Source organism: Sedimenticola hydrogenitrophicus, from assembly GCF_029017505.1.
GTDB lineage: Bacteria > Pseudomonadota > Gammaproteobacteria > Chromatiales > Chromatiaceae > Sedimenticola > Sedimenticola hydrogenitrophicus_A.
Genome location: NZ_JAQGEI010000044.1, coordinates 18,042 through 41,660, shown reverse-complemented (window position 1 = coordinate 41,660; position 23,619 = coordinate 18,042). Strand labels below are relative to the sequence as shown.

Sequence of the window (23,619 nt, the reverse complement as noted above, 5' to 3'; positions counted from 1 at the left end):
CCAACGGCGCACCGACCATAGACGTGGTGGCGAACGACTTCATCGAGAACAGCGCGTCGGCCAATGACGTGGCGGCGACCTACACCACCGATGACGAGGACGGCGACACCCTGGCGGTGACCTGGAGCAGCGGTGCGAGTCCGGAGGACGGCAGCGGCAATGCGCTGTACACACTGGACACGGCGAACGACCAGGTGCTGCTGACTGCGGCCGGTGCGGCCTACGTGAATGCGGGCAACGACCTGCCGGCGATCGCGCTGACGGTGACCGACGACGGCACGCCGAACCTGACGGGCAGCGACAGCGACGATCCGGCGGTGACCCTGGTGAACGACACCATTGTTGTCGGCGATACGGAATCCGACGATGACGATGCCGAGGCAAATAGCGATGGTAATCCCGACAACGATGTCATCCATCCGGGAGACATAACCGAGCAGATCGACCCGCAATTCACGATCCAGCTACAGGGGGATGCATCCCTGACCGCCAACGGGGATTCGCTGACCTATAGCTGGGATGATTCATCGAAGACACTCTCGGCCAGCACAAGTGCCCTGGGGCAGGTATTCACTATCACCATCAATCCCGCGAATGACGGCTACCTGTTTACCCAGTATGCGGGGATCGATCACCCGGCGGGCCAGGGGGAGCAGGATCTGACTGCGAACTTTGTCGCCAATGTTGTCGATCAGGCTAACAACGTCGTCTCGTCTGACACCTTCCAGGTGACGATCAATGACTCCGTGCCTGTGGTTAGCGCGGTGGATGGCTTTGGCATCAACAGCAATGGCGCAACTATTCTTGGCACCCTGGAGTATTCTGAGTCTGCGGATATATCCAATACTTTCAGCTGGGGTAGTGTCACATCGAGTGTCGACCTCTACGCCCAGGGAAAGCTTGTGCAATTTACAATGGATGATGTGGCAAAGACAGTAACCGGTAAGCTGAGTGATGGTACGGATGTGTTCGTGCTTGCCCTGGACCCGGCGGTTGGTAGTTATACATACGATCAGTATGTTGACATGCAGGTCCAGCTGCCCGCCTCTGGACTGGCGAGTCAACTGAGCGGTGGTAACAGCAGTGATTACCTGCTTACCACCACGGTGGGTGACCTGACCACCACATTCTTCGCCTACGAGCAGACCGACTCGGCTTACGATCGGGCCACGGTCAACACCAACGCCAATACCATGGGGGTCGGTACTGGGCAGGATGTGGATTCGGACAGCGGCGGCAAGGACTTTCTCGTAGCCACCTTCGACAAGTCCCTCACCTCAATAGACTTCGCGGTCAAAAATTCCAGCGTCAATACAGTTGTGCGCTACACCGTTTATGAATCGATACCCGCAGGCTTCGATGGATTACAAGACAGCATTGCCACGGGTGATTTCCCCTCGGGTGGCATCAGCATGACCTACACGGTCACAAACACACTTAGTGGAAACAATGAAGAGGAAAGCATTACCATCGATGCAAGCACGATTCCTGGTCTCGACAGCTTTGCCATGGTGATCTTCGAGGCGGATAACAACAGCTACAAGCTCTCTCCCTCGGCCTTCGTCGCGGACTATCTAAATGAGGCGCAGGACGCCACAATTAACTTTAACTTCGGCCTGACGGACAGCGATGCCGATTCCAGTTTCGATACCATCACACTGACGCTGGATGGCGATACGAATACCGTGACAGGCACGACGGCTTCCGAAGCGATTGGTGGGGACGGACTGGCGAACATTCTCACCGGTGGTGCCGGGGATGATATCCTCACCGGTGGTGCTGGGGATGATATCCTCGCCGGTGGCACCGGTGCCGATACGCTACTGGGCGGCGCCGGGAACGATACCCTGGTCTATGACGCTGCCGACACCCTGATCGATGGCGGCACCGGCTTCGACACCCTCCTGGTGCCAGACAATGATGCCCTGGATTTCAGTTCTATTGCCAATGAGACCATTAACAATATCGAACGGATCGACCTGGGCAGTGGCGACCATGGTGTATCCAATCTCAACATCAATGATGTGTTGAACATGACCGACAGCAGCAATCAGCTCGAGATCATCGGGGATTCGGGTGACACTGTCACCCTGCCCAGCGGCGAGTGGACAGCGGGGAGTACCATTACCCAAAATGGCCATCAGTTCACGGAGTATCAGGGCACTATTGGCACAGATACGGCTACGCTGCTGATCGAGAATGGTATTGACGTGATCTCGGTCTGATTCGGCCTCCGATGGGTGGTTGAGTACTTATTTGAAGGGCGATAAAAGCCGGAGAACACAGGACAGTAGGATGTGCTGAGCAAAGCGAACCGCATCAATCGTAATTGATGCGGTTCGTTTCACTCACCGCATCCTACCTGTCGATACAAACCAGGAATCAATGGATTAGGATCAGGTAGGGGTTGGAGTCAAGCCGTGCCATGGCAGAGCGAACGGGTGAAATGCTGGCTGGTTTGACTCCGACCCCTGAGGATTCGATTCCTGATGACTGTGGATCGCCATCCCCAACTCACCGGTCAACCGATCATGAGTCCAATTTCTTCTCCATATACCTGTATTATTTGCAATTATGAGCGAATTGACGGTTTGGTGTTTGTGTAGTCGTTACTATCTCTGTTAGAATTCCGCAACTTTTTCTGTGACATGAATCATGTTTTGGGAATCCACTATGAACAATAAGAAGACGGTCGGCCTCGCCCTTGCGGCATCACTCTGGCTCATTCCGTATTCCCTGGCGTCTGCAACCACCCTGGAAGAGGCAATACGCCAGGCGTTGAATAGCAATCCCGATGTGCGTGTTGAAACCAACGAACTGCTCTCCCGTGCCGAGGAGGTGGAGCAGGCCAGGGCCGGTTATCTGCCGACCGTGGATATCACGGCGGGCATCGGTTACGAGCGTAGCGACAACAGCACGACCCGCGCGGCCGGGTTTGATGATCGCAGCCTGACGCGTAAAGAGGCGGCCATCAATCTCCAGCAGATGCTGTTCGATGGCTACGCCACCGACAGCGAGGTGGCGCGCCAGAGCGCCCGCCAGGCATCCGCTGGTTATCGTGTGGAAGGGGTCAGTCAGAACAAGGCATTGGAGACCGTCAGCGCCTATCTGGCCGTCCTGCGCCAGCAGCGGTTTGTCGAGCTGTCGGGAGAGAACCTTGAGTCCCACAAACGCATCTATGATCAGGTAAGGCTGCGCAGTGATGCCGGAATCGGGCGCAGTTCCGATCTCGAACAGGTGCGCGGCCGACGTGCCTCGGCCGATGCCAGTCGGCTGGCAGACCTGGCCAATCTCAGGGATGCGGAATCGACCTACCTGACGCTGGTGGGCGATCTGCCGCGGGATCTGGAGCCGGCCCCCTCGTTGCAGTCCCGTTTGCCGGACAGCCTTGAGGCGGCCATCGAGGAGGCGTTGGCGCAACACCCCACACTGCGTTCCGCTCAGGAGGATGTCCATTCGGCAGTCGCCCAGAGGGCCGCGGCTGACAACTCCTTTTATCCCCATTTCAACCTGGAGGTTGGCAGCACCTGGGGTGATGACCAGGATGGTGTTACGGGTGTTGATAAAGATGTCACGGCCATGGTCAGGATGCGCTATAACCTGTTTTCCGGGGGCCGGGACAAGGCGCGCCAGAGACAGACCGCCCATCTGATCAATGAAGCCAAAGAGGTCCGTAATCGGACCTATCGCCAGGTGGTGGAGAGCCTGCGTCTCTCCTGGACCGCCTACGAGGCGACCCAGGCGCAGCTGGTTTCCCTGAATCAGCACCTGATCTCCAGCGAGAATACCCGCGATGCCTACATCCAGCAGTTCAATATCGGCAAGCGCACCCTGATCGACCTGTTGAATACCGAGAACGAGGTGTTCGAGGCGAAGCGAGCCTATGCTGAAGCGCTGTCGGATCTGCTCAATGCCCAGTACCGTATTCTGGTGGGGATGGGGCAACTGCTCGATGCGATCAATGTGCCAGTGCCGCAAGGGCCGGGTACCGGCGATGAGGGTCTCAAGCCCTATGCCGAGATCGCGCCGAAAACCGTGCTGGCGAGCGATTTTATCGCCGAAAAATATGGGAACGGCGGGCCGGGCGCATCCGGTACAACAACGGATGGCGAGAAAAATAACTGATTACCCACCAGATTCCGCAAAGGTTAAATACTATTTATAAAGCCGCAAATAGTACGGTCTATCTGGTTGGAGGTATGGTGGCTTCATCCAGGCTCAGGTGCTTGCCGGTGACGTAGGATGCCGGTGAGCTTGCGAACCGCGTCATTCGCGGTAAGGTTTGATACGGTTCGTGCCTCACCGGCATCCTACCCCGGGCATCGTGGTTTCTGCCGCGAAAACCATTCGCGTCAGAGGCACTCCTACAGCATCGACCCCTGAGGGTTCACACTATCCCAGTGAACCTTTTTCATTGATCTTGTTCATATAGCCATGCCGCCGACCGGGTTAGACTCGCGGGCGTGGTTTGGCATTGGTCCTGTTTTCCTGAATAATACGCAGCAGATTTACCAGGAAAATGGCGCCGTTGATGGGTATAAAGCACAGGTTGGGTTCAAATTCGCTTAGGATGGACCGGTTTGGTTCAGAATGGCGCGGCGAATTTGACTCCGTTCCCCCTCCTGATATCCATTTGGGCCACCATATAATATGTAATAACTATTATAAGAAATGGTTAGGGCACTGAATCGTTGCCTGGTTCGGTACGGCTCGGGTTGATATTTCCATAAGGACTTCAAATGGTTAGCATCACAACCAACCTTCCTGAAAATGATGCGCTGGATGAGCGGGACATCCGTGTGTGGCTGGCGGGCCTGGCGGTCAAGCGCAGCGCGGCAGAGATGGAAAAGCTGCACGAGGCGTGTGATCTCGCCTTTGAGATTCATCGCGAGGGTGTCGAGGTCACCGGTGAGACCACCCTGCGCCACGCCCTTGCCGTGGCGGAAATCCTGGCCGAGATGGATCTGGACTGGGAGACCCTGGCGGCGGCCATTCTGCATGATGTGTTGCCGGGCGATCAGGTCAATCTGCTGCGACTGGAAAAGCAGTTCGGCAAGAGCGTCGCGCGCATGGTAAGTGACATGGCGCGTATCGGTTTTGTCTCCCGCGACCGCGCGGCCAGCCAGCACGACAAGGAGCTGGCGCATACCGAAAACCTGCGCCGCATGCTGCTCAGTATCGCCGATGATATCCGCGTGGTCCTGATCGTGCTGGCGGAGCGGCTGCATGTCATGCGTATCCTGAAAGCGCTTCCCGAGGCGATGCGGGTCAAGGAGGCGCGCGAGACCCAGCAGATCTATGCCCCCCTCGCCAACCGGCTGGGTATCTGGCAGATCAAGTGGGAGCTGGAGGATCTCTGTCTGCGCTATCTTGAGCCGGACACCTACATGGATATCGCCAAAAAGCTGGATGGCCGGCGTGCCGACAGGGAAGAGTATATCGATGATGTCGTCGACATACTGCAGGCCAAATTTGCCGAGTTGCATATCGACGCCGAGATTACCGGCCGTCCCAAGCATATCTACAGCATCTGGAAAAAGATGAAGCGCAAGGCGGTCCCGTTCGAACAGATTTTCGATCTGCGGGCCGTGCGGGTGCTGGTGGACAACGTGGCCGACTGTTATGCCGCCATAGGTGTCGTCCATGGGCTGTGGCGGCATATCCCGGGCGAATTTGATGACTACATCGCCACCCCCAAGGCCAACATGTACCGCTCGATCCATACCGCGGTGATCGGGCCGGAAGACAAGACCCTGGAGATCCAGATTCGCACCCATGACATGCACGAGCATGCCGAACTCGGCGTGGCGGCCCACTGGCGCTACAAGGAGGGCGGCAGCAAGGGGGATGTCGAGTTTGAGCGGCGCATCTCGCTGATGCGTAACTGGATCGAGGTGAAGGACGATCCGGCCGGCTCGGAGGATTTCGTCGACCACCTGAAGAGCGAATTTGAATCGCGGCAGGTCTATGTGCTGACCCCGCAGGGCAAGGTGGTGGAGCTGCCGAAGGGGGCCACCGCGGTGGATTTCGCCTACGCCATCCACTCCGATGTGGGGCATCGTTGCCGTGGCGCCAAGATCGACGGCAAGATCCGCCCCCTTACCCGCCCGCTGGAGAGTGGTCAGCTGGTGGAGATCCTCACGGTCAAGGAAGGGGGCCCCAGCCGGGACTGGCTCAGTCCCCATCTCGGGTACCTCAAAACCAGCCGGGCGCGCAACCGGGTTCGCCAGTGGTTCAAGCAGCAGGATTACGAGCAGCATCTGCATGCCGGCAAGGTCAGCCTGGAGCGGGAGGTCAATCGCCTGGGGGTGCCGAAGCCGGATCTGGCAATCGCCACCAAACGGTTCAATTTCAAGAAAACCGATGACCTGCTGGCCGCCATCGGCCGCGGCGAGGTCTCCCCCATTCAGGTGGCCGGGATGGGCGTGCCGCACGAGTTGCCGGCGCGGACACCAACGCAGGTTGAACCGATCCCCCAGCGCAAACCCGGCCGGCCGAGGAAAAGCGGACGGGGCGAGGTGATCGTCGAGGGTGTGGGCGATCTCATGACCCACATCGCGCGCTGCTGCAAGCCGGTACCGAACGATGAGATTGTCGGCTTCATCACCCGCGGTCGCGGCGTGACAGTGCATCGCAACGACTGCGCCATGATTGGCCACCTCGACGGTGATGAGCGTGAACGGCTGATCGATGTGGCTTGGGCGGGCGAGGGCACCACCGGTACCTATCAGGTGGATATCAGGATCACCGCGGCCGATCGCAAGGGGCTGCTCCGGGATGTTTCGGCCATCCTCACCAATGAAGAGGTGGATGTGCTCGGGGTCAACACCCAGTCCAACCGTAAGATGGATCGCGCCAATATGCGCTTTACCATCGAAATCAACAACATGCGGCAGCTGAGTCGCCTGCTGGAGAAGATCGCCCAACTGCCCGACGTATTGGCGGTCAGGCGTGACGTGTGACGGAATGCGCGGTGCGCGGATGGGTGGAGGAGAGGGCGCGGCGTAACCCTCCAATAATCTTGCCGGCGCGGAATGATAAATTGCCTGTTTCCCCCGCCGCAAGGTAAACTAAGCGTTGATTTTGTAAATAGAAAGCAGATCCTCGCTGGCGCCTTCGGTAAATCAGTGCGATTTCTCCATAGATATGTACCGCCCACAGAAGGGTAGTCGGTTATTTCAGAGGGCTGAATTCAAATTTCCTGCGTAGCCTGCCGGCTGGGCATTGTTTTTTATTGTTTGAAATTATTGGAGTTTTTGATGGCGATCGAGCGTACATTCTCAATTGTGAAGCCGGATGCGGTGGCAAAGAACATCATTGGCAAGATCTACAGCCGCTTCGAAGAGGCGGGTCTCCGCATTGTCGCCTCGAAGATGCTGCAGCTGAGCCGCGAGCAGGCCGGCGAGTTCTACGCCGTACACAAAGAGCGGCCTTTCTATAACGACCTGATCGAATTCATGACCTCCGGGCCGGTGGTGGTACAGGTACTGGAAGGTGAAAACGCGATCGCCAAGAACCGTGAGGTGATGGGTGCCACCAATCCGAAAGATGCGGCACCGGGCACCATTCGCGCCGATTTTGCCGAGACGGTCGATGAGAATGCCGTGCATGGCTCGGACGCCCCGGAGACGGCTGCCGTGGAGATCGCCTTCTTCTTCCCCGAAGGTGTCTGCGAAAGGCTGCGTTGAGGTCACCCTTGATCGATCTGCATTACCTTCGCCATTCCGCTGACGACCGGTCGGACTGCGTACACTTGGAGTCGGCGACACCTTTCAATCACTGTGTGGAGTGGCAGGGTAATGCAGAGCGCTGAACAGAAAATCAATCTGCTGGATTTTGACCGCAAGGGAATGGAGTCCTTCTTTGAGGGGCTGGGTGCCAAGGCCTTCAACGGCCGCAATGTGCTCAAATGGATCCATAAGCATGGCGTCACCGATTTTGATGCCATGACCGATCTGTCGAAAAAGCTGCGCGAACAGCTCAAGGCGACGGCGGAAATCAGGGTGCCGGAGATCGTGTTCGAGCAGCCGGCGCTGGATGGCACCCATAAATGGGTGCTGGAGCTGGATTGCAATAACCGCATCGAATCGGTGTTCATCCCGGAACCCAATCGCCGCACCCTGTGCATCTCCTCCCAGGTCGGCTGTGCGCTGGACTGCAGTTTCTGCTCCACCGCGCAGCAGGGCTTCAACCGCAATCTCACCGCCGCTGAGATCATCGGCCAGGTATGGGTGGCCGAGCGGGAACTGGGCAAGTCGCTCACCAACGTGGTGTTGATGGGGATGGGCGAGCCACTGGCCAATTTCGACCCGGTGGTCACGGCCACCAATATCATGCAGGACGACCTGGCTTACATGCTGTCGAAATACCGGGTCACCATCAGTACCTCGGGCATTGTGCCGGCCCTGAAACAGCTTAAGGAGTTGTCCGAGGTGAGCCTGGCGGTGTCGCTGCATGCGCCGACCAACGAACTGCGCGACCAGCTGGTGCCGATCAACCGCAAGTATCCCCTGGAGCAGCTGATTCCGGCCTGCCGGGACTACCTGCGCGGCGACAAACGGCGCAAGGTGACCTGGGAATATGTCATGCTGGACGGTATCAACGACAGTGACAAACAGGCCCGGCAGCTGATCCGGCTGCTGGAAGGCACGCCGTCAAAGATCAATCTCATTCCATTCAATCCGTTTCCGGGAACCCACTACCGCTGCTCGCCGCCGGAACGAATAGACGCCTTTCGTCAGCGCCTGGTCCGGGCCGGTATCGTCACCACCACCCGCAAGACCCGTGGCGAGGATATCGACGCGGCCTGCGGCCAGCTGGTCGGACGGGTGAAGGATCGCAGTCGGCGTGAATTGAAACATTCAGGAGGACTTTAGCTTGAAAGTCAGTCAGCTCACTGTTCTGGGGTTGTTCGCGCTGCTGCTTGTCGGCTGTCAGCAGGGGACGGTAAGGCCCGGTGGCACGTCCCCGGATATGGTCGACAACACCGGACGGTTCAGTCAGAACAGCCGAACCGGTGAGGGGGATGTCTATGTGAAACTGGCCATCGCCTATATGCGGGAAGGCCATCTGGATGTGGCGCTGATGAAGGCCAAGCAGGCACTCTCGGTCGAGCCGGCGAACGCGGAGGGGCATAACGTCATCGCCCTGCTGTACGACCGGTTGGGTGAACGCGATCTGGCGGAGAAGCACTTCCAGCGCAGTCTCCGTATCGACACCAAAAACTCCTATGTACTGAACGCCTATGCCTCCTTTCTCTGCCAGCAACAACGCTATGAAGAGGCCGACGGGTATTTCCTGAAGGCACTGCTCAACCCACTCTACAGGACCCCCGAAGTGGCGCTGACCAATGCGGGCATCTGCGCCATACGCAACAGTGACCTGAACAAGGCCGAGGAGTACTTTCGCCGGGCGCTGGGCTACAACGCCAAGTTCCCATTGGCGCTCTACCAGATGGCCCAGATCAGCTTTCGGAATGAACAGAACCTCTCTTCCCGCGCCTATCTGCAGCGTTATCTGGAGCTGACCAAACCGACACCGGCCTCGCTGTGGCTGGGTATCCAGAATGAGCGTATCCTCGGTGACCGAAATGCGGTCTCCAGCTATTCTCTGATGTTGAAAAATAACTTCCCTGACTCCAGGGAGGTGCTGCTCTTGAAGGATTCCGAACAGTAATGAATGCCGCCGATCATAACCAAGAGGTGCATGAGCCGGTTGTTCAGGGGCCTGGAAAACAGTTGCGGGAGATCCGCCTGGCGAGGAATCTGGATATCAACCAGGTGGCTGGTCTGTTGCACCTGAATGTCTCCCTGCTGGACGCGCTGGAGGCGGATGATTTCAGCAAACTGCCCAGTCCCGTGTTCGTCCAGGGCTATCTGCGCAACTATGCCCGCCTGCTGGATATCCCGGTGACCCCGATACTGGACGCCTTTCAGCAATTTCGGCCGGTGGCCGACGAGACCATGAATCTCAAGGCCTCGCAGGTCCGGCATGAAGTGCGCAGCAGTCATACCGTTGTGCGGGTGATCACCTGGCTGATCGTCATCGGTATCATCGCCCTGGTGGTGACCTGGTGGCGCGGTTATCTGCAGTGGCCGATCAGCCTGAGCCTGGAGGGTGGCGATCCGCCGGTAGCGCAGCAGGCTGGAGATCGGCCGCCGGCGACCGAAAGTCAACCGGTTGCCACCGATGGCACAGCCACCCTGCCGCTGATGGAGAAACCGGAGATTCTGGACGCCCCGGTCGGCGAGCCCGCGCCGGTGGAGTCGACACAACCCCGGCGCCCTGACGAGCCAGCCACGCGGGAGCGCAGCGATGCGCCGGCCGCAACCCTGGAGGAGACGCCGCAACCGGCGGTGAGCGATTCGGCCGCGCCATCCGGTGGCCTGGCGCAGGGTAGCGCGGCGGATGTTGCCGCGGCCGGCGAGGCGGTGACGCGGGGAGCCGCCCAGCCACCAGCCACTGCGCAGGTGCAGGTCAGCTTCTCCGAAGCCTGCTGGACCGAGATCCGGGACGCCACCGGCGGTTACCGGGTGATTGGCAACAAAACAGCGGGGGAACGCCTGATTCTGGCGGGCGAGGCGCCCTACCAGATGGTGTTCGGCAATGCGTCCGCGGTCAGCATTCTGGTCAATGGGGCGGCCTATGATCTGGCCCCGCATACCCGCTCGAATGTCGCCCGGTTTACCCTTGAGCTCGAATGAGTAAGGGTGCCAGTTGGTTAGCCCTCGGGACATACAGTTTTGTAGGGTGGAAAAGCCGATAGGCGTATCCCCAATGCTGCGGTGAGGGGTGGTACAAGGATGTACCGTTTACGCACCCGAGGATGGAATGCGCTGCCGCTTATCCACCCTACCAAAGATGAATGATGACCGGGCGGGACGGACAGTCAGCAAAGGTCAAGCAAGAGCAAAGAAAGAGAGTAATGGCCAAAAACATCCAAGCCATCCGTGGCATGCACGATATCCTGCCGGACAAGTCGCCACTTTGGCATTTTCTGGAACAGCAGACACGCTCCGTACTGGACAGCTACGGCTACCGGGAGTTGCGTACCCCCGTGGTTGAGATGACCGAGCTGTTCAAGCGTTCCATTGGTGAAGTGACCGATATTGTCGAGAAGGAGATGTATACCTTCGAGGACCGCAACGGCGACAGCCTGACTCTGCGCCCGGAGTGCACCGCCAGCTGTGTGCGGGCCGGCATCGAGAGCGGGCTGTTCCACAACCAGGTGCAGCGCCTCTGGTATTATGGCCCGATGTTCCGGCATGAGCGTCCCCAGAAGGGGCGCTATCGTCAGTTCTATCAAATCGGCGCGGAGGCCTATGGCCTCACCGGTCCGGATATCGACATCGAAATGATCCTCCTGACCCGGCGTATCTGGGAGTGCCTCGGGCTGGAGGGGCTGGAACTGCAGATCAACACCCTGGGTACCTCCGCTGAGCGGTTGGTCTATCGTGAACAGTTGGTGGCCTATCTCTCGGAGCGCAGGGGGCAGTTGGATGAAGACAGCCTGCGCCGTCTCGACAGCAATCCCCTGCGTATCCTCGATTCCAAGAACCCGGATATGCGTGAACTGATCGCCGGCGCCCCGTCGCTGATGGATTACCTGGGGGAGGAGTCGAAGGAGCACTTCCGGAGCCTCTGCGCCGGACTGGAAGCGGCGGGCGTACCCTATGTGGTCAACACCCGACTGGTACGCGGACTCGACTACTATGCACGCACGGTGTTCGAGTGGGTGACCGACCGCCTGGGTGCCCAGGGCACCGTCTGTGCCGGTGGCCGTTATGATGGCCTGGTGGAGCAGTTGGGGGGTAGGCCGACCCCGGCGGTCGGCTTCGCCATGGGCGTGGAGCGGCTGATCGTGCTGCTGGAAGAGCGGGAAATCCCCCTTGAACTGCCGACCCTGGATGCCTACCTGGTGCTGGTTGGTGATACCCCGCAACGGCAGGGGGTGTTGCTGGCCGATCGCCTGCGCCGGGACGTGCCGGGGTTGCGGCTGATGACCCACTGTGGCGGCGGCAGTTTCAAGAGCCAGTTCAAGAAGGCGGATCGCAGCGGGGCCCGTTTTGCGCTGGTGCTGGGTGAGGATGAGCTGGCCCAGGGTGTCATCGGGGTCAAATATCTGCGTGAAGAGCGCGAACAGGAACAGGTGGCGCTGGACGATCTGGCAAGCTATCTGCGCGAGAAAACCTGATTATGCCCGGGACCCTTGCGGTTCCCGGCAGTGAATTGTTTAGCCGCTATCGGGCGGAGAGAGAGGACGAGATGGTTGATGTGAATCTGTCGGAAGAAGAGCAGGTTGAGGCACTCAAAAGGTGGTGGAAGGAGAACGGCAAGTCGGTCATCGCCGGTGTCGTGCTGGGCCTGGGTGGCGTGTTTGGTTGGCAATACTGGGGCCAGCATCAGCGTCAGGTGGCTGAGCAGGCCTCGCAGCAATTTGAACAGCTGACGGAGAGTGTCGCCGCCGGTTCGGGAACGGCGGTCGCTCAGGCCGAGGCCCTGATTGCCGGTCATGAAGGGAGCACCTATGCGGTGTTTGCCGCCTTGAATCTGGCCAAAGTGAAATTCCAGCAGGGCGATATTGACGGCTCGAAGGAGCGGCTGCAATGGGTGGTGGCCAATGCCGACGATCAGTCACTGCGGCAGATCGCCCGCCTGCGACTGGCGCGCCTGTTGCTGGATCAGGGCGCGGTCGACGAGGCATCCAGCCTCATCGCCCAGGCGCCGCTGGACAATTTCAAAGGGGATATTGCCGAATTGAGAGGCGATATCGCCCTGCAAAAGGGTGACCGGGCGGCTGCCCGGCAGGCCTACCAGGAAGCGCTGGAGTACCAGGTCAGTAACAGTGCCCTGGTACAGATGAAGTTTGACAATCTGGCCGCGGCCGAATAGTTCCGAGGATCGCCCAATGATGCGCTACCTGCCGATATCCCTGCTGGCGCTGCTGCTGAGCGGCTGCGGTTCCATGAACTCCATGAACCCGGTGGACTGGTTTGCCGAGGATGACAACTCCGAACCGCCGGCTGAGCTGGTCGAACTGGACGAAACCGTTCCCGCCCGGGTGCTCTGGTCCACCTCCATCGGTGGCGGCGCGGATAAGCAGCGGGTCAAACTGGTGCCTATTGTCAAGGATGACCGGATCTATGCCGCCAGTCGAAAGGGTGAGGTGCGGGCGCTGGATGCCGCCACCGGGCGTACCCTCTGGTCGGTGGATACCGGGCTGGAGATCTCCGGTGGACCGGGCGCGGGCGAGGAGCTGGTGTTGTTCGGCACCAGTAACGGCGAGGTGGTCGCGCTGGATCAGGCCGGGGGCGGCGAAAAATGGCGGACCCGGGTGAGCAGCGAAGTGCTCTCCGTGCCCAAGGCCGCCCAAGGCGTGGTGGTGGTGCATACCATCGACGGCAAACTGTTCGGTCTGGATACCGCAACCGGCGCCCAGCAGTGGATCTATGACCGCTCCATTCCGGTGTTGACCCTGCACGGCAACAGCTCCCCGGTGATTGACGGTGATCGGGTCATCGCCGGTTTCGCCAGCGGCAAGCTGGCGATGTTCAATCTGCGCGATGGTGAGCTGCTCTGGGAGCTCACCGTCTCGGCGCCGAGTGGCCGCTCCGAGCTGGAGCGCATGGTGGATATCGATGGTGATCCGCTGGTCATCGGCGATGTGGTCTACGCCGTCACCTACCAGGGCGAGATGGCGGCGGTGTCGCTGGAAACCGGTATCGTGCTGTGGCGTCGCAAGCTCTCCTCCTACGCCGGCATGGGGGCGGATTACGGACAGATCTATGTTTCCGACGATACCGATCATGTGCTGTCGGTGGACCCGGGCAACGGTTCCGCCCTGTGGAAGAACCAGAAACTCCAATACCGCAAGCTGACCGCGCCGGTGGTGTTGGGTGAGCGTATCCTGGTGGGCGATTTCGAGGGCTACCTGCACTTTCTGTCACGCGAGGATGGTCGCCTGGATGGCCGTGTGCGCGTCGCCAAGTCGGCGATCTCCACCCCGCCCATCGTCATCGATGGTACGGTCTATATCTATGCGGATGGCGGTGAGATGGCCGCCATAACAACCTCCGGCCTCTGATCCCCGGTCTCTGAACTCCCTGACTCTGAATTTTGAGCGTAAATGTGCCAAACATGCTGCCCGTAATCGTCCTGGTGGGACGCCCCAATGTGGGCAAGTCCACCCTGTTCAATCGACTGACCCGGAGTCGTGACGCCCTGGTGGCGGATCAGCCCGGTTTGACCCGCGATCGCCAGTACGGTGTCGGCAAGCTGGGGGATCGTCCCTATGTGGTGGTGGACACCGGCGGTTTGAGCGGCGAGGCCGCGGGCGTCGATCTGCTGATGGAACAGCAGGTGCAGGCGGCCATTGCCGAGGCCGATCATATCTTTTTCCTGCTGGATGGCCGCGCCGGCTGTACCCCCGCCGACAGCGCCATCGCGGGGCAGCTCCGCCGTACCGGGAAACCGGTCAGTGCAGTGGTGAACAAGAGTGAAAGCCTGGATGGCGACATGGCCGGTGCCGACTTCTTCTCCCTGGGACTGGGCGAGCCGCTACCCATCTCCGCGGCCCATGGCCGCGGCGTGCGTTCCCTGATCAATGACGTACTCGATGCCTTCCCCGAGCCTGACGGTATTGCCCAGGAGAAGGACAAAGGCACGCTTATCGCCGTGGTCGGCCGTCCCAATGTGGGTAAGTCCACCCTGGTTAACCGGATGCTGGGCGAGGAGCGCGTGGTCGCTTTTGATCAGCCCGGCACCACCCGGGACAGTGTCTTCATCACCTACACGCACGATGACAAGCCCTACACCCTTATCGATACGGCGGGGGTCAGACGCCGTGCCCGGGTCAGTGAGATGGTGGAGAAGTTCAGTGTGATCAAGACGCTGCAGGCGATCGAGCAGGCCAATGTGGTAATGCTGGTGCTGGATGCCCAGCAGGGCGTCGGCGAACAGGACGCGACCCTGGCGGGCCATATCCTGGAGAGCGGGCGCGCCCTGGTGGTGGTGATCAACAAATGGGACGGTCTGCAATCGGAGCAGCGTGACCGGATCAAGGAGGAGATCGACAGGAAACTGCCGTTCCTCGATTTCGCCGCCAAGCGGTTTATCTCGGCGCTGCACGGCTCGGGTGTCGGCAAGCTCTATCAGGCGCTGGATTCGGCCTACGCCAACGCCACGCGCAATCTGGCCACCCCGGAGCTGACCCGTATCCTCGAATGGACCGTCCAGGAGCACCAGCCGCCAATGGTGCATGGCCGGCGGATCAAGCTCCGTTATGCCCACCAGGGTGGACAGAACCCGCCCATCATCGTGATCCACGGTAACCAGACCGATGCGGTACCGACCACCTATAAACGCTATCTGATCAACCGCTTCCGCGAGGTCCTGAAGCTGACCGGCACGCCGATCCGCATCGAATTCAAGTCCGGGGAGAACCCGTTCAAGGACCGCAAGAACAAGCTGACCCCGCGCCAGGTACAGAAACGCCAACGCCTCAAGTCCTTCAGCAAGCGCAAGTAGCTGGCATCTGGCGACCACAATATCCTGTTAATTCGCAGGGTGGGCACGTTTTTTGTGCCCACGCGGATGATTCGGTGCGGGGTAACAGCTTGTAGGTTGGGGTGAGGAACGAACCCCAACCTACCGCACTAGGAAATTCACCGCGATTTCGGCCCGGGGGCGTTCACCGCTACAGAATGCCGGACGGCTCCACCCCGTCATCTTCGTCATCATCATCTTCCTCGGTGTGATCAAGCCGACTGAGGCGCAGAAAACTGATCAGGGTGAAGATCCCCATCAGGGCAATGGAGAGTGCCATGGAAAACGGCGAACCGTCGTGATAATGCCCCACCAGCACGCCGATACAGGCGGCCACCGACATCTGGATGAAGCCGAGTAATGCGGAGGAGGTGCCGGCCATGTGCGGAAACGGGGCCAGCGCCCCCGCCATCGCCTGCGGCATGACGATGCCGACGCCGATCATATAGAACATCTGCGGCAGTACAATCGCTGCCACGTGGTGTACCTCGGCCAGGGCAAAGAGCAGCATGCTGACGCCCCCTGTGGCGGCGATGATCGAACCGTAACCCAGCAGCCGGTTGATACCGACACTGCGCACCAGCCGTCCGCCGATCAGCGTACCGATCATGAAGCCGGCCACCACCAAGGCGAAGAAGAGTCCGAACTGCTCCTCCTTGAAGCCGAGAAAGTCGATAATGACGAAGGAGGATCCGGAAAGGAACGAGAACAGCCCGGCAAACACAAAGCTGCAGGTCAGGGTGTACCAGCGCCAGGTCGGATGTTTCAGCAGAATACCGTAGTTTTTCAACAAATTGCCGACCGTCATGATGTGATGACTGCCCGGCGGAGCGGTCTCCGGGATGCGCGTCCCTAGCAGCACGACCCCGATGACGCCATAGGCGGCAAGGAACAGGAAGATCGACTGCCAGCCGAACCATATGGTCATGTATCCGCCCAGGATGGGGGCGGCGGCCGGGGCCACGGCCATGGCGGTGCCGATATAGGAGAGCAGGCGGGCGGACTCCCGGGGGCCATGGATATCCCGCACCATGGCGCGCCCCAGCACCGGGCCGGCGCTGCCGCCGATCGCCTGGAGCAGGCGCAGGGCGGAGAGGGAGGCGATCGATTCGGCAAACACAATGGCCAGGCTGCTCAGCAGAAACAGCAGCAGGCCCGCCATCAGTACGGGCTTTCTGCCGAAGCGGTCGGACAGCGGGCCGTAGATCAGCTGGGCCAGGGCGAAGCCGACCAGAAAGATGCTCAGGGTCTGCTGAACCTGGTTGATATCGGCGTTGAAAACCTGCATCAGCAGCGGGAAGGCCGGCAGGTACATGTCGGTGGAGAGCGGGCCGATCGCCACGAGTAAGGCGATGATGGCGGTGGCGAACAGGGACTTTGGCGAGATCATGTGACATTCATATCCGGTTTTGATCGCTAACGCAATAGTTACACATGAAACAAATAAGCGTTTTTTCGGTAGGGAATAGGGCGTGTTGCCGGCGCCGGCAGTGGGCCAGGTCGCGGTGAGTGAAACGAACCGCATCGCTCGAAATTGATAGGCACGCCGAAGTTGCGATGCTTACTTAACCAAACTTAACCAAAAATCCGTGTTTATCCGTGTCTATCCGTGGTTCACTCCTAACCGGCGCACAGCCCAAGACGGGCGGAATTCGGGGTGGTGTCGAGCGCTTCGTGCGGCCACAAAAAAGGTGCCTACCCCGCCTTATAAGTTACAATGGCAACTAATTTAATTTTCCACCGTCGTGTCCACGGTGGAGATGATGGTGCCGTTGGCCACCCGGGTCTCCAGCCGGTCGCCGCGCTGTACCTGGCCGGCATCCTGCAGCAGCGTTCGCTCCGGCAGCAGCCGGGTGATGGAGTAACCGCGCTGCAAGGTGGCCAGGGGGCTCAGGGCGTTGAGCGTGCCGCTGGCCGAGCCGAGGCGGTGCTGCTTGGCGCGCAGGCTGGCGCCCAGGGCCAGGTCGAGTCGATGCCTGAGTCCGTGCAGCAGTTCCTGCTGCCGGTTGAGCCGGTGGCCGGGCGTGACCGCACGCAGCCGGCTCGCCAGCAGACCGAGCCTGGCGGTGTCCTGCGTCAGCCGGCTGCGGATACAACGGAGCAGATGCGGCCCCAGCTCATCCAGGTACTGCTGGCGCTGTTGCAGGCGGATACCCGGGTGCGCCCGTTCAAGCCGCTTAACAAGCGCCTGCAGGGCCTGGTTGCTGCTGGCCAGGTGGCGCCGGGTCCCCAGGCCGATCCGGCGTTGCAGGGCGTTGAGCCGGTCCAGGACTTCCAGTCGGTCCGGTGTCGCCAGCTCCGCCGCCACCGAGGGTGTGGGAGCGCGCCGGTCGGCCACGAAATCGGCAATGGTAAAGTCCACCTCGTGTCCGACCGCCGAGATCACCGGGATGGTGAGGGCGTGGATGCTGCGGGCGACCCCCTCATCGTTGAACGCCATCAGGTCTTCCAGCGAGCCGCCGCCCCGGGTCAGTATCAACAGATCGCAATCCTGCCGCTGCTCCGCCAGTCGCAGGGTGTTGATAATCGAGCGCGGCGCCTCCTCGCCCTGCACCGCGACCGGATAGATCAGCACCGGTACGGCGGGCAGGCGTCGCCGCAGCACGCTCAGCACATCGCGAATGGCGGCGCCGCTGGGGGAGGTGACGACGCCGATCCGTTTCGGTAGCAGGGGCAGGGCCCGCTTATGCGCGCTGTCGAACAGGCCCTCCTGCTGCAGCTTGAATTTCAGCGCCTCGAAGGCCTGCTGCAGGTCGCCTTCACCGGCCGGCTCCATGTGCTCCGCCACCAGTTGGAATTCGCCGCGTCCCTCGTAGAGCCCGACCCGAGCCCGGATCAGCACCTTGAGGCCGTTTTCCGGCTGGAAGCGCAGCAGCTGGCGCTTCATCCGGAACATGGCACAGCGCACCTGGGCATGGGGATCCTTGAGGGTGAAGTAGATGTGCCCGGAGGCGGGGCGGGCCAGGTTGGATATCTCCCCTTCCACCCAGAGCAACGGAAAACTTCCCTCCAGTACCGTCCGGACCTCACTGTTGAGGCGGGATACGCTGTAGATGTCCCGCTGGAAATTTGCTTCTGAATCATGCATAGGTCTAAAAAATGCCGTATCGCCCAATTCTATTCTGAATCGCTCATCAAGAACTTGAGCCTAACTCATTGATTTTCAGTTTGCGCCAGTTTCGTTGGGTGGGGAGTGGTGCAAGAATGAACCGCATCCTACCCCGGCGTTGTTGGAATTACCTTATTCGCGTTCATTCCATCCTTAGGTCCGTAAACAGTACATTGCGTCCTCGGCTCCGGTATCGGTACATCCCTGTACCACTCCTCTTGCACCACGCCTCGCGGCTAATAGGTTTCCTGGGTACCGCTGCGTTAGATGGGTATTCTGGTAAATAAATGTTAATTTGAGTTTACCTTGATTCGTTGAGATTTTATAATACTCGGTTTACTGAAAAACCTTTCACTTGGGAACCTATTATGCGCCTCGTTCAGGAAGCCCTTACCTTTGATGATGTCCTGCTCCTGCCGGCCCACTCCGCCGTGCTGCCCAAGGATGTGGATCTGGCCACCCAGTTCACCCGTGGAATCCGGCTCAATATTCCCCTGGTTTCCGCGGCCATGGACACGGTGACCGAATCCCGCCTGGCCATTGCCATGGCGCTGGAGGGGGGAATCGGCATCATGCACAAAAACATGACCGCCGAGCAGCAGGCGGCCGAGGTCCGCACGGTCAAACGTTACGAGAGTGGTGTCATTATCGACCCGATCACCGTGGGACCGGACATGACGGTCGGTGAACTGGTCAAGATCACCCAGGCGAACAAGATCTCCGGCGTGCCGGTTGTGGAGGGTGAGGACCTGGTGGGTATCATCACCAATCGCGATGTGCGTTTCGAGACCCGTATGAATGAGCCGGTCTCCGCCATCATGACCCCGAAGGAACGCCTGATCACCGTGCATGAGGGCGCCGACCGGGAAGAGGTGATGTCCAAACTGCGGGCCAACCGCATTGAGAAGATTCTGGTGGTCAATGATGCCTTCCAGCTGCGTGGCATGATCACCGTGAAGGATATCCAGAAAGCCAAGGATTATCCCTTCGCCTGCCGTGATAACCAGGAGCGGCTGCGTGTCGGGGCCGCCGTCGGGGTCGGCGAGGGTACCGAGGAGCGGGTCGATGCACTGGTCCGGGCCGGGGTCGACGTGATCGTGGTGGATACCGCCCATGGCCACTCCCAAGGTGTGCTCAACCGGGTTGCCTGGGTCAAGCAGAACTATCCGCAGGTCCAGGTGATCGGTGGCAATATCGCTACCGGGGCGGCGGCACGGGCGCTGGCGGAAGCCGGTGCCGACGCGGTCAAGGTAGGTATTGGTCCCGGTTCCATCTGTACCACCCGGATCGTGGCCGGGGTCGGGGTTCCCCAGATCACGGCCGTGGCCAACGTGGCCGAAGCGCTGGAGGGCACCGGCATCCCGGTGATCGCGGATGGCGGGCTGCGCTATTCGGGCGATATCGCCAAGGTATTGGCGGCGGGTGCCTATACCGTCATGGTGGGTGGCCTGCTGGCCGGCACAGAAGAGGCGCCGGGTGAGGTGGAGATCTATCAGGGGCGCTCCTACAAGGCCTATCGCGGCATGGGCAGTCTCGGGGCGATGCAGGCGCGCCACGGCTCCAGCGACCGTTACTTCCAGGAAGATACCAAGGAGGCCGACAAGCTGGTTCCCGAGGGTATCGAGGGGCGGGTCCCCTACAAGGGGCCGCTGATCAACGTGATCACCCAGCTGACCGGCGGCATCCGCGCCAGCATGGGCTATACCGGATGCGCCACGATTGATGATATGCGCACCAAACCGGAGTTCGTCCGGGTGACCAATGCCGGCATGCGCGAGTCCCATGTGCATGACGTGGCCATCACCAAGGAAGCGCCGAATTACCGCCAGGGTTGATTGTCGCACAAGACCCATGGGAAGCCGCAGACCGGTGGCTGGCAGCCTACCAGGCTTCGCCACCGCTCTGCGGTTCTTTCGTTTCAGCACGATTGGAATTTGGAATATAGATTATGACGAATCAGGATATCCACGCTCACCGCATCCTCATCCTCGATTTTGGTTCCCAGTACACCCAGCTGATCGCCCGGCGGGTGCGTGAGGCCGGTGTCTATTGCGAAATCTGGCCTTATGACAACTGCGAAACGGCCATCCGGGAACAGCATCCCAGCGGGATCATCCTCTCCGGTGGGCCGGAGTCGGTGACGGCCGAGGATACCCCGCGTGCCCCCGCCCTGGTGTTCGAACTGGGGGTGCCGGTGCTGGGTATCTGTTACGGCATGCAGACCATGGCGGCGCAGTTGGGGGGCAAGGTGGCCGGCTCCGAGGCCCATGAGTATGGCTATGCCCAAGTGCGCGCCCGGGGGCACTCAAAGCTGCTGCGGGATATCGAGGATCATACGACTTCCGAAGGCTATGGCCTGCTGGACGTCTGGATGAGTCACGGTGACCGGGTCGAGGTGCTGCCGGAAGGCTTCACGGTGATTGCCGAGACCGACAACGCACCGCTGGCCGGCATGGCCGACGAGGCGCGCGGTTTCTACGGCATCCAGTTCCACCCGGAGGTGACCCACACCCGTCAGGGTGGGCGTATCCTCGAGCGTTTCCTGTTCGAGATCTGCGGCTGCGAGGCGTTGTGGAACCCGGCCAGCATTATCCAGGACAGCATCGACCAGGTCCGTGCGCAAGTGGGGACGGAGGGCAAGGTGCTGCTGGGGCTCTCCGGCGGAGTCGACTCCTCGGTGGTGGCGGCCATGCTGCACAAGGCGATCGGTGACCGGCTCACCTGCATCTTTGTCGATAACGGCCTGCTGCGGTTGCACGAGGGGGATCAGGTGATGGCCACCTTTGCCCAGCACATGGGTGTGAAGGTGATCCGGGTCGATGCCGAGGAGCGTTTCCTCAACGCCCTGGCCGGCGAGAGCGATCCGGAGAAGAAGCGCAAGATCATCGGCAACCTGTTCATCGACATCTTCGAAGAGGAGGCGACCAGGATCCAAGGGGTCGAGTACCTGGCCCAGGGGACCATCTATCCCGACGTGATCGAATCGGCCGGTGCCAAATCGGGCAAGGCCCACGTCATCAAGTCGCATCACAACGTAGGCGGCCTGCCCGACTACATGAAGCTGCAGCTGGTGGAGCCGCTACGCGAGCTGTTCAAGGATGAGGTGCGCAAGATCGGCGTCGAGCTGGGATTGCCCTCCGAGATGGTCTACCGCCATCCGTTCCCGGGTCCCGGCCTGGGGGTGCGTATCCTCGGCGAGGTGAAGAAGTCCTACGCCGACCTGCTGCGCCAGGCGGATCACATCTTCATCCAGGAGTTGCGCAACCACGACCTCTACGACCAGGTGAGCCAGGCGTTCGCCGTGTTCCTGCCGGTGAAATCGGTGGGCGTGGTGGGAGACGCGCGTCGTTACGAGTACGTGGTGTCGCTACGTGCCGTGGAGACGGTGGATTTCATGACCGCCCGCTTTGCCCATCTGCCGTTTGAGTTCCTGGAGCTGGTGTCGCGGCGCATCATCAACGAGGTGACCGGTATCTCCCGGGTGGCCTACGACATCTCCAGTAAGCCCCCGGCGACCATCGAGTGGGAGTAGTCTTTATACAAACTATTGTTTTTAATAGGATAATTTTGTGTCGTTGATCGTCTGGATTACATTATCAATAAGAATTAGTTTCTCTGTGCAACCTTTGCATAATTAATCCAGCTAAGGTATCCAGGCGGAATTGGTCAGGTTAAGGCGTGGGTTGCGTGCTAGATAAAGATTTGTTGTTTCCAGAGTGTTTTTCGAAGGCAGAGTGATTAAGAAGATCACCAAGTAAAACCCTGATTATTTTCGGTTTTCGTTTTCAGAGAGGTACGTAAAAGTGTCCATCATTACGTACCTACCTGTTGCCAATTATTACGCCTGTCTTAACCGTTCCCGCCCTATCAGGTGGGGCGCTATAATACTCTCGCTGATCAAATCGGGTTCGGCAGCGAAGACGCTGAATTGCATCAATCGCAGACGCAGAGTCTGTTTGGGGATCAACTGTTTCACGTCGTGATGCAGGTGCGGCATTTCAACGGAAAGGCGTTGGCCCGTGGATGGGATTTCCACGGTCGCTCTGACTATCGGCCCCGTTCGCTGTACGTTCAGAACAGTGGCATCTAGTCCGATATCTCTGGTGCCGGCTACACGCAAATCACCCGGTCTCACATAGATGGTAACGTTACCGGTTTGATTGCCGTTGTAGCGGACGATCTGTTGGCCGCCAACGATGAGGTGGTCATCCTGCAACTTTGCGGGAATGCGATTGGTACTACCGAGAAAATCGAATACCAGCGGCGATGCAGGTCGTTCATAGACTTCATCGACACTGCCAACTTGGGCAATTTTTCCACCGCTCATGATGACCACTCTATCCGCCAGCTCCAACGCTTCCTCCTGATCGTGGGTGACGAACAGGGTGGTGACCCCCGTCTTCTGGTGCAGCTCACGCAACCACTGCCGCAATTCCTTGCGGACTTTGGCGTCGAGAGCGCCGAAGGGTTCGTCCAGCAACAGGACTTTGGGCTCGATGGCCAATGCTCGGGCCAGTGCCACGCGTTGGCGCTGGCCGCCGGATAGTTGGTGGGGGTAGCGGTCGCCCAGTTCCGACAGTTGTACCAGGTCCAGCAATTCGTCAGCACGGCGACGGATGGCTGCTTTGTCGGGGCGTATCTCGCCCTTGCGAACCCGGAGGCCGAAGCTGACATTGTCCCGCACGGTCATGTGCTTGAATAAGGCATAGTGCTGAAACACAAACCCGATCTGACGTTTGCGCAGTGGGATCGCGACGACGTCCTCACCACCAAAGTACACCCCGCCGCCATCGGCAAATTCCAGGCCGGCGATAATTCGCAGCAGTGTGGTTTTGCCTGAACCCGATGGCCCCAGCAGGGCGATCAATTCACCGGATTCAATATGCAGATCAATGTTGTCCAGCGCCTTGAACTGACCGAACTGCTTGTCGATAGTGTTCAGTGTGATATCCATTATAGTGTCCTCA

15 protein-coding genes and 1 pseudogene are annotated in these 23,619 nt (G+C 59.8%); 13 read left to right on the top strand and 3 right to left on the bottom strand.

The features are described from left to right. From O9K64_RS20965 to der, 11 genes and pseudogenes are all read left to right on the top strand, one after another. A pseudogene (locus tag O9K64_RS20965) lies at positions 1-2,225 on the top strand (hypothetical protein); the annotation flags it as partial. Between the two features lie 448 nt (positions 2,226-2,673). Beyond that, the gene (locus O9K64_RS20960) at positions 2,674-4,125 is read left to right on the top strand and encodes a TolC family outer membrane protein (RefSeq protein WP_275100067.1); all 1,452 of its coding nucleotides are present in this window, start codon (positions 2,674-2,676) and stop codon (positions 4,123-4,125) included. A gap of 614 nt (positions 4,126-4,739) precedes the next feature. Continuing rightward, complete coding sequence (relA, locus tag O9K64_RS20955; protein ID WP_275100066.1) at positions 4,740-6,962, top strand: GTP diphosphokinase; 2,223 nt, start codon at positions 4,740-4,742, stop codon at positions 6,960-6,962. Between the two features lie 297 nt (positions 6,963-7,259). Further along, positions 7,260-7,688 carry a nucleoside-diphosphate kinase gene (gene ndk, locus O9K64_RS20950; RefSeq protein WP_275100065.1) on the top strand — a complete coding sequence of 143 codons (429 nt, stop codon included), beginning with the start codon at positions 7,260-7,262 and terminating at the stop codon, positions 7,686-7,688. A 111-nt stretch (positions 7,689-7,799) separates the two neighbouring features. Further along, entirely contained in the window at positions 7,800-8,876 is a 1,077-nt protein-coding gene (gene rlmN, locus O9K64_RS20945) for a 23S rRNA (adenine(2503)-C(2))-methyltransferase RlmN (protein ID WP_275100064.1), read from the top strand. Position 8,877: 1 nt separating this feature from the next. Continuing rightward, positions 8,878-9,675 carry a type IV pilus biogenesis/stability protein PilW gene (gene pilW / locus O9K64_RS20940; protein WP_275100063.1) on the top strand — a complete coding sequence of 266 codons (798 nt, stop codon included), beginning with the start codon at positions 8,878-8,880 and terminating at the stop codon, positions 9,673-9,675. Continuing rightward, positions 9,675-10,703 carry a RodZ domain-containing protein gene (locus O9K64_RS20935; protein WP_275100062.1) on the top strand — a complete coding sequence of 343 codons (1,029 nt, stop codon included), beginning with the start codon at positions 9,675-9,677 and terminating at the stop codon, positions 10,701-10,703. Before pilW ends, O9K64_RS20935 begins: the two co-directional genes overlap by 1 nt. Before the next feature lie 221 nt (positions 10,704-10,924). Further along, positions 10,925-12,193, top strand: a complete 1,269-nt coding sequence (gene hisS / locus O9K64_RS20930; protein WP_275100061.1) for a histidine--tRNA ligase — start codon at positions 10,925-10,927, stop codon at positions 12,191-12,193. A 2-nt stretch (positions 12,194-12,195) separates the two neighbouring features. Then, positions 12,196-12,891 carry a YfgM family protein gene (locus O9K64_RS20925; protein WP_275100060.1) on the top strand — a complete coding sequence of 232 codons (696 nt, stop codon included), beginning with the start codon at positions 12,196-12,198 and terminating at the stop codon, positions 12,889-12,891. Positions 12,892-12,907: 16 nt separating this feature from the next. Continuing rightward, complete coding sequence (gene bamB / locus O9K64_RS20920; protein WP_275100058.1) at positions 12,908-14,083, top strand: outer membrane protein assembly factor BamB; 1,176 nt, start codon at positions 12,908-12,910, stop codon at positions 14,081-14,083. A gap of 53 nt (positions 14,084-14,136) precedes the next feature. Next, entirely contained in the window at positions 14,137-15,525 is a 1,389-nt protein-coding gene (der, locus tag O9K64_RS20915; protein ID WP_275100057.1) for a ribosome biogenesis GTPase Der, read from the top strand. Between the two features lie 169 nt (positions 15,526-15,694). On the opposite strand, the gene O9K64_RS20910 is transcribed toward der, so the two are convergent. Continuing rightward, positions 15,695-16,933, bottom strand: a complete 1,239-nt coding sequence (locus O9K64_RS20910) for a multidrug effflux MFS transporter (RefSeq protein ID WP_275100056.1) — start codon at positions 16,931-16,933, stop codon at positions 15,695-15,697. Positions 16,934-17,272: 339 nt separating this feature from the next. After that, on the bottom strand, positions 17,273-18,631 hold the full coding sequence (xseA, locus tag O9K64_RS20905; protein WP_275100054.1) for an exodeoxyribonuclease VII large subunit: 1,359 nt from the start codon (positions 18,629-18,631) through the stop codon (positions 17,273-17,275). 389 nt (positions 18,632-19,020) lie between these two features. Between xseA and guaB the strand changes: the two genes are divergently transcribed. Both guaB and guaA read left to right on the top strand, forming a co-directional pair. Continuing rightward, the gene (guaB, locus tag O9K64_RS20900; RefSeq protein WP_275100053.1) at positions 19,021-20,487 is read left to right on the top strand and encodes an IMP dehydrogenase; all 1,467 of its coding nucleotides are present in this window, start codon (positions 19,021-19,023) and stop codon (positions 20,485-20,487) included. Positions 20,488-20,600: 113 nt separating this feature from the next. Further along, entirely contained in the window at positions 20,601-22,184 is a 1,584-nt protein-coding gene (gene guaA / locus O9K64_RS20895) for a glutamine-hydrolyzing GMP synthase (protein WP_275100052.1), read from the top strand. 306 nt (positions 22,185-22,490) lie between these two features. On the opposite strand, the gene O9K64_RS20890 is transcribed toward guaA, so the two are convergent. After that, positions 22,491-23,606: a sulfate/molybdate ABC transporter ATP-binding protein gene (locus O9K64_RS20890; protein ID WP_275100051.1), complete on the bottom strand. Its 1,116-nt coding sequence runs from the start codon at positions 23,604-23,606 to the stop codon at positions 22,491-22,493. Between the last annotated feature and the right edge of the window lie 13 nt (positions 23,607-23,619).